The sequence below is a fragment of the Oribacterium sp. genome, from assembly GCF_057249185.1.
On record NZ_DBHIGR010000094.1, the window covers coordinates 1 to 8,571 of the forward strand.

Genomic DNA, 8,571 nt, shown 5'->3' on the forward strand with positions numbered 1-8,571 from the left:
GAGTGAATAATCTCCTGATAGTCCGGTAAAAATTTGGTATGGACACCGGATTTCTCACAAACCGCCACAATTCCCGGAAGCTTTTCATAAGCGGCAAGGGGCAGGGTAATGGCAATCTCGTCAATCGTGTTTTGAGCCAGGAAGTCTCCCAGCTCCTTGATTCTTCCGATTACGGATACCCCTCTATAGGACTCCCCTTTCTCCGCAAAATCATCCACAATACCGTAAATGGTATAGCCCCAATCCGGATTTCTTTTACAAGCGTCGATAAAACGGTTGGAAACCGCGGAAAATCCCACCAGAATAAGGTGCTTTTGGTTAAAGCCCTTCTTTCGAAGAGTGGCCAGGAATCTTCTTAAACCATAACGCTCCAAGGTATTTAAGCAAATATTGCCAAGATAGTTATAAAACAAGACCTTGGTGGAGAAATGCTCAAAATAACCGGATTTACGAAAGGCAAAGAAAAGAGAGGCGGAAATCAAAAGCCCCACACTGTTGGCTTGAATAATACGAAAAAGCACATTTTTCATCCGCATGGTACGCATAGGATGATAAAGCCCGAAAATCCAATACAAAATTAAATATCCCGGAATCAGGGGAAGCAGGGCGGTAAAATACACCTTAGGAGAAAGTACGCCATGGCCCTCCGGAAAAATAGGATTCTCAATCGCAAAATACCATGCCAAAAAATAGGCCAAAGCTATGACGATTCCGTCGAAGAGGACCTGTAATTGATTTAGCTGTTTTTGTTTATCTTTGATCATATTTTCCTTCCTGTACAACAGCGGTATTAAAAAATTCTTAGGAAAGCAGATTCTTCGCAAAGGCGATTTGTCTTCTTAAAAGCCGTTCCGCCTCCGGTCTATGCACTTGCAATTCAAAGTCATGGGGCAATTCCCCCTCATTTTTACCGGGAAAATAGCTTTCCACCGGAACGCCAATTTGACGGAGCTTTCTTTGAAAGTCCTTCCCCTGTTCCTGAAAGGATCCCAGGTTTCCGTCTGACAGAAAAGTGGGAGGAAAGCTTTTTTCAATATTTTGCAAAACAGAGGCTTCCTTCGCCTTTTTTCCCTTTTCCAAATCTTTTTCCTGAAAATAGGCAATTCCCCAGTTTCGAAAATAAGAATTGTTTTCTATCGAATTGGTTTGCCCGTAACGGGTAGTATCCAGGAGACCGGAAAGAGAGATAAAGCCGCAAATCCTGCCCTTTCCCCTTCCAAAAACCTCTTCCACCTTTAATCTTTTTCTGTATTTATCATCCAGCTGGCTAAGGATAAACTGTCCTCCCAGTGCAGCTCCTGCACTGTCTCCCAGAATAATAAGCTTATTCGGATCAATCCCTAAAATATCCTTTTTCTGTACTATGGTTTTTACAGCAGCGGCAGCTTGCCTCAGGGCGATAGGATAGGGATAATCCGGCGCCAAAGCATAGTCAATGGCGATGACTTGGAACCCGTTCTTCAGCCATTCCAGAAAATAGGGATGCTGGTCCACAACATTTTTACTGCCGGACACAAAACCGCCTCCATGAAAATAAAGGATGGTGCCCAGAACCTCCTTCTGTCGTTCTTTCGGATACAGGTATGCATCAAAGAAATTGTTGGGGTAGGCGGAAGGATAGGAAATATTTTTATACCGAATATATTCTCCATATTCCTCTCTGTAGCTTCTCTTCTCTTCCCCCGTAAGAACGGCAGTTCTTTTGGTAAAGGACACTGCCTCCTTTATGGCTTCTCTTTCCCTTCCTTTTCCTTCCTCCCGGAAGAAAAAAAAGCTAAGCCCGAGAAAAAAACATAGAAAGAAAGCTATCCCTATTCTTTTTTTGAAAAACTTTCCTCCCATGTTCTTTCGGCCTTCTCTTTCTCTGTCATCTTTCTGTCTTGTATCCTGTCTCTTCCATCTGAAAAATATCATAAGACATATTTGTTTAGTATAGCATAAAAAAAGCTTCCGGAACTCGTCTCAGAAGCTTTTTTTATCGCAATCACACAATTTATTTTTTATTTTCCGTTCATTTTTCCTACTTTTAAGGAGAAGCTTAAAGCCTCCTCTATGAAAATATCATTTTTCTAAAAATCTCATCTTCTTTAAGGTTTGCAGATATCTCCGAAAGAAGCTTTTCTTAGTTATTGTCAGTACTGTTCTTTCCTAAAGTTACTTCTACCGTCTTTTCTTCATATTGTCCCTTGGCAGAAAGACGTTTTACAGTCACCTCCACCTTTTCTCCTGCCTTATAGCCGGAGATTAAGGAAACCAAATCCTCCAGGCTTCTTACGCCCTGTCCGTCAAACTTGGTAATAATATCCTTTTCCTGTAAAGCGGAATTATCAATGCCATCACCCTTTAAAATCTTATAGACGTAAATTCCTTGGGGCATGTTGTAGGCTTCCGCAATACTGCTGTCCACCGTTTTTCCTTGAATACCGATGTAGCCTCTTTCATCATCCTTTACCTTTTCTCTGGTATCTCTCTTGGAGAGTGTCTCCACGATTTCCTGAACCTTCTTGGCAGGAATGGAGTAGCCCATACCCTCTACAGTTGTATCGGAATACTTTGCCACATTGATACCGATTAACTCTCCCTGCATATTCAGTAAGGCGCCGCCGGAGTTTCCGGGATTAATGGCTGCATCGGTTTGTAAAAGGCCGGTTTCCGAACCATTTTCCGTTTGAATGTCTCTATCCTTGGCAGAGATAATACCGGTGGTTACAGACTGTCCGTAACCTAATGCATTTCCGATAGCCACTACCTGATCTCCTACGCTTAAGGCATCGGAATCCCCGAAGGTGGCTGTGCTAATACTCTTCCTGGTTTCTGCGGAAATGGAATCCAAAGGAACGGCAATTACAGCTAAATCCGCATCACTGTCTGTTCCCTTAATCTTTGCATCGTAGGACTTTCCGTCCACAAATTGTACGGACAGGGAAGTGGAATCCTCTACCACATGCTTATTGGTCACAATCAGAAGCTCATTATCATTTTCTCCGATAATCACACCGGAACCGCTGGCTGCCGCCTCTTGCGTCTGCCCCTGACCGTAAAGAGAAAAGCCGTTCTGCTGATACTTAATGGTGTTTGTGATGGAAACTACGGAAGGCATTGCGGTCTTAGCAATATTGGACACACTCTCTTCTCCGGATGTAGTAGTCTTTTCGGAAGAACTGTCGTTGTTATCCTTTGCTACCGTTTTCTGAATGGGAGAAGAGCTTTCCTTCTGTCCCTGTCCGGTAAGCTCATTCACACTCGCTACAATTTCGGAACGGTGTTGATCTGCCAACACATTTACCCCCACCATAGTGCCTCCGGATACTGCTCCGAAAAGAAGGGCGGATGCCACAATTCCTGCTACTCTATTTCCTCTTGCCATAATTTACCTCCTTACTAAGCCAAAGCTTTCTCCCTTATGACTTAGCTCTTTCTTTTTATTTACTATTGAAAACTTGCATTATTTCATGGTCTTGGGAAGCTGTTTTCCTTTTGACAAGACATAGAATAGAAAAAAAATGTGGCAAAAAAATGGAAAAAGAGTGAGGATTTTGTGTCCTCACTCTTATCTTACTTGTTTATTCCACTTCTAAAATCAAAGCCTCATAGCCGGAAAGCTTTACGGTATTTCCGTTGATTTTTGGCTCTACATTGGAAAGCAGCACCTTCTTAATCGTTCCGGGAACCTCCACTTCTCTTTCTTCTTTTCTGTAATTGCCCAAAACCAAAAGAGTTTTCTTCTCTCCCTTTCTGTAAAAAGCCATCAAGCGGTCTTCCTTCTCCAGGAAGGGAATAAAGTCTCCATAAACCACCGCTTCCTTATACTCCTCCTGCTTACGAAGAGCACAAAGCGCTTTGTAATAGGCCAGAACGGAAGCCGGATCCTTCTCCTGGCTTTCCACATTAATCCTTGTATAGTTGGGATTTACGGGAAGCCAGGGTTTCCCGGTGGTAAAGCCTGCTTCCTTACCGCCTGTCCATTGCATAGGAGTTCTGGCATTGTCTCTACTGTAACGATTTACAATCTTTAACGCCTCTTCCTTGCTATAACCATTTTCCAAGGCGATCTTATATTCATCCAGGGTGGAAATGTCGTCTACTTCGGAAATGTCGTGGAAAACCACATTTTCCATACCGATTTCCTGTCCCTGATAGATAAAGGGAAGACCCCTCTGCATCATCAGCATGGTGGCAATAAACTTCTTGGAAGTATCACTTAAATCCTCAGCGGGAATATAGCTGTTTACTCCCCTGGACTCATCGTGATTTTCAATGACGGTGGAAATAAATCCTACGGGATTTACCAATCTTTGGGTTAAATAGCAGTTGTCCCGATAAGCATTGGGGGTAACCGGCTTATTGTCAAACCATCCCTTGTCGGAATGTCCGCTACTATGGGCACGGAAGTCGAACATGGAAGAGAAATAGCCGTCCTCTCCGATAAACTCCGGAATCTGCTCCTCTGTTTCATTAAAGACCTCTCCCACGGAAAAGGCATTGTGAGGGCGGAAACAACGATCCCGCATTTCCCGAAGGAATTCTCCGATTCCCTCCGCCTCATAGATCATATTGGTGCAGGCGGCCATACCGTCCTCTCGGTCTGCAGGATAGTGATGTCCCTGAAGGGGGAATACCTTCTTGATGTTCAGAATGGCATCAATACGGAAACCGGATACCCCCTTGTCCAACCACCAGTTAATCATCTTGTAGATTTCTTCTCTAAGCTTTGGATTCTCCCAGTTTAAATCCGGCTGTTTCTTATGGAAGAGGTGTAAGTAATAGGTGTTCTCCGTTCCCGGTACCTTCTCCCAAACGGAACCTCCAAAATAGGAACGCCAGTTATTGGGCTCCTTTCCGTCGATTCCCTCTTCAAAGAAGAAATAATCCGCATAGGGCCCCTTGGGATCCGCAACGGCCTTTTGGAACCACTCATGCTCATCGGAGCAATGGTTTACCACTAAGTCCAAAAGGATATGCATGTCCCTTTTCTTAGCCTCCGCCAAAAGCTCCTCCATATCCTCATTGGAACCGAAGCGGGGATCAATCTTGTAGTAATCCGCAATATCATAGCCCTGGTCTGCCAATGGGGATAGGAAGCAGGGAGAAATCCAGATAATATCAATCCCCAGACTTTTCAAATAATCCAGTTTTTCGATAATTCCCCGAATGTCTCCGATTCCGTTTCCCTTAGTATCCTTAAAGCTTTTTGGGTAAATCTGGTAAGCGACCTTCTCCTGCCACCATTCTTTTCTCATTTTTTCTCCTTACTATATTTTTCCTTTTCTATCATTCTATTCTTCCGAAAAATGACAGTTGTTATGCTGCGACAATGTCTGACACAGATTTTTTAAATTTCTAATACAAAGGCCTCATAGGGAAGCAAGTGACCTCTCTTGGCATCTTCCTCTTCCACATTGTGGATCAAGAGCTTTCCTGTCTTAAACTCCTCCGGAATAGCGAAATCTCGTTCATTCTCCGATACGTTGCAGACCACCAAAAGCTTCTTCTCTCCCAAAGAACGCTCATAAACAAACAAGTCCGGATCCTCAGGAAGTAATAAACGGAAGTCTCCATACACTATCAGCTCTGAGCTATGCCGTAACGCAATCAGCTTCTGATAGTAGTGGAAGACGGAATCCGGTCTCTTCAGCTGCTCCTCCGCATTCACTGTAGTGTAGTTGGGATTTACCGCAATCCAGGGAGTTCCTGTGGTAAAGCCCGCTTCCTTTTCACTGTTCCACTGCATGGGAGTTCTGGCATTGTCCCTGCTCTTATGGGCAATCATGGGGAACAGCTCCTCCGGACTGATATGAAGCTTCTCTGTCAATTCTTCATAAGCATTAATACTTTCCAAATCCCTAAACTGGGAAGGATCGGTGAAGGGATAATTTCCCATGCCCAGCTCTTCTCCCTGATAAATATAAGGAGTTCCCTGCATCATATGAAGGAAGGTGGCAATACACTTTGCGGAACGCTCTCTGTACTGACCTCCGTCATCTCCCAAACGGGCAATGACTCTGGGCTGGTCATGGTTGCAAAGATAGATACTGTTCCAAGCCACATCCTTTAAGCCCAGCTGCCACTTTTCCAGATTTTTCTTTAAAGGCACCAAAGGCATTCTTCCGGTGTTCCACTTAAAACCGTACTTAGGATTCTCATCCATGCTCACGTGCTCAAACTGGAAAACCATGTTGAGCTCGGTTTGCGCTTCATTGGCATATTTTTTCGCTTCCTCTAAGGTTACTCCCGCAGTTTCTCCTACAGTCATTAAATCATACTTGGAGAGCACCTTTTGATTCATCTCCTGCAAAAATTCATGGACTCTGGGACCATTGGCACAAACTGCGCCGTCTCCATAAACAGCCCCTTTTGGAATTTCTGTACTTGGCAGTCCCTCAGGCTTAGAAATCAGAGAAATAACATCCATACGGAAGCCGTCAATTCCCTTTTCACACCAACGACACATCATATCGAAAACTTCTTTTCTGACAACTTCATTTTCCCAGTTCAGATCCGGCTGCTTCTTGGAGAAGAGATGAAGGTAAAATTCTCCGGTCTTTTCATCAAATACCCAAGCCGGTCCGGAGAAGAAGGAACCCCAGTTGTTGGGAGGAAGAAGTTTTTCTCCCCGATACTCCACAATATCTCCTGCAAAGCGCTCCTGCTCTTCCTTAGAAACAGTGGACAGAGGTCTTCCCTTTCGCCAAATGTAGTAATCTCTCTTGGCATTTTCCTTGTCCTTACGGCTCTCCATAAACCAGGCATGTTCATCGGAGCTGTGGTTTACTACCAAATCCATCACAATCTTAATGCCTTTTTCATGAGCCTTCTTTAACAGACGGTCAAAATCCGCCATGGTACCAAACTCTTCCATGATATCTTCATAGTCGGAGATATCATAGCCGTTGTCATCATTGGGAGAACGATAAACAGGGGAAAGCCAAATTACATCAATCCCTAATTCCTTAAGATAATCCAGTTTGCTTTCAATTCCCGGCAAATCTCCGATACCGTCTCCATTACTATCACAGAAGCTTCTGGGATAAATCTGATACACAACGGCTTCCTTCCACCATGTTTTTTTCATCTTCTTCTCCTTCCAAAGAAAACAATATATTATTCCATTAACAATACACTATTCGCATGCAATCTTCTATTCCGTTACGGAAGCACACTACACTTCCTCTAAGAACTTTTCTCTATCCTTAAACTCCGCTTCCTTTTGCAAATGAAGCTGTAGCCCGGGGGATTGCTTTTGCTCTCCTACCGTCTGCACAGAACTTCCTTTCTCCAGAAATACAGGTAAGCGAATATCTTTTTTACGAGTTCCAATATCCCGCTCTTCCTTAAGCAGAAGTAACAATTCCATCACTGCCCGTCTTCCCTTTTCCGTGCCGTCCTGACAAATGGTGCAAAGCCGAGGTCTTGCTCTCTTTGCCGCAAAAATCCCATCATATCCGGCAATGGAAATATCTTCCGGAATTCGTAGCTTTTGATCCATACAAAAGCTCATCATTTCCAGGGCCATAATATCTGCTGTAAAAAATAAAGCCGTACAGCCCCAAAAATTCTCCCGGTAAAAGTCCTTATACTGCTTTTGTCTGATTTTCCCATCATAGGATAAATTTCGGCAAAGGCTCCGATCCGCCGCTAAGTTTTTTTCTTCGTAAGCCTGTAGGTACCCCTGATACCGGATATTGTCTATGGCATCTTTCCGTAAAACATCCATGCCGTCCATCAATGATAAAAAAGCAATTTTTTCGTGTCCTTTGGAAAGCAGGTAGCGAGTCATCTCCAGCGCTCCCCGGTAATCCTCCAGTCCTACATTAACATAGGAATGATCCTCCGGAAAGAAAATGGTATCTATAGTAACAACCGGTACCGAATTCAGAGAACGTAAATAATAGTAGTCTTCACGCTTTGCTCCCAACAGAATAATCCCTTCCACATTCCACTCTAAAGTGATTTTGGTACAAAGCTCCATTTGGGGATTGGCATACAGCAAAAGAAAATATCCTTCCTTCTGCAACGCACTTTGTACTGCACCGATAATCGAAGAAACAAAGGGATCCTGTACAATACTTTCCTCTTCAGCTCTGCTATAGGTCAAAATCAGAGCAATAAGACGGGAGCCCTGTTTTGTCAACATTTGGGCCCCCCGGTGCGTAACATAATGCTCTTCTTCTAAAATCCTTTGCACCTTTTCATAGAGCTCAGGACTTAACTTGTTTTTTCTGCCATGGATCACGTTGGATACTGTAGAGGGACTTACATTTGCAAGTTTAGCAATATCTTTAATTCTAGCCATAATCTTCATTCTGAATATTTATCTTGAGAACAGCCTGCAAAGGATCTGCATTCCTTGCAATCTGCAGTCCTTTGCGATAAATATTCCTCTCTCTGTTAGATTCTTTGAGAACGCTGTTCTCCTTATCCTTTTACAGCACCCTCTACCATTCCGCTCATAATCTGCTTCTGTCCTACTAAGAAAACAATAATCATAGGAAGAATGGCCAGCAAAGCTGCAGACAAAATCAAATCCCACTGTTTTACATAAGATCCCACAAAGGCCTGCACAGCTACAGG

At 43.6% G+C, this 8,571-nt stretch carries 5 protein-coding genes and 2 pseudogenes; all 7 read right to left on the reverse strand.

Features of this window, described 5'->3' with window-relative positions; all coding sequences use genetic code 11:
- Nucleotides 1–764 (reverse strand): annotated as a pseudogene (locus tag ACO4PX_RS06445) (undecaprenyl-phosphate glucose phosphotransferase); the annotation flags it as partial.
- 37 nt (nt 765–801) lie between these two features.
- Nucleotides 802–1,716: an alpha/beta hydrolase gene (locus tag ACO4PX_RS06450; RefSeq protein ID WP_308579931.1), complete on the reverse strand. Its 915-nt coding sequence runs from the start codon at nt 1,714–1,716 to the stop codon at nt 802–804.
- A 406-nt stretch (nt 1,717–2,122) separates the two neighbouring features.
- Complete coding sequence (locus ACO4PX_RS06455) at nt 2,123–3,367, reverse strand: S1C family serine protease (RefSeq protein ID WP_472451307.1); 1,245 nt, start codon at nt 3,365–3,367, stop codon at nt 2,123–2,125.
- A gap of 196 nt (nt 3,368–3,563) precedes the next feature.
- Nucleotides 3,564–5,240 carry a glycoside hydrolase family 13 protein gene (locus ACO4PX_RS06460; RefSeq protein ID WP_485572027.1) on the reverse strand — a complete coding sequence of 559 codons (1,677 nt, stop codon included), beginning with the start codon at nt 5,238–5,240 and terminating at the stop codon, nt 3,564–3,566.
- Nucleotides 5,241–5,332: 92 nt separating this feature from the next.
- Nucleotides 5,333–7,072 (reverse strand): glycoside hydrolase family 13 protein, encoded by a 1,740-nt coding sequence (locus ACO4PX_RS06465; protein ID WP_485572028.1) that lies wholly within the window; start codon nt 7,070–7,072, stop codon nt 5,333–5,335.
- Between the two features lie 87 nt (nt 7,073–7,159).
- Nucleotides 7,160–8,293, reverse strand: a complete 1,134-nt coding sequence (locus tag ACO4PX_RS06470; RefSeq protein ID WP_485572029.1) for a LacI family DNA-binding transcriptional regulator — start codon at nt 8,291–8,293, stop codon at nt 7,160–7,162.
- A 122-nt stretch (nt 8,294–8,415) separates the two neighbouring features.
- Nucleotides 8,416–8,571: pseudogene (locus ACO4PX_RS06475) on the reverse strand (carbohydrate ABC transporter permease); the annotation flags it as partial.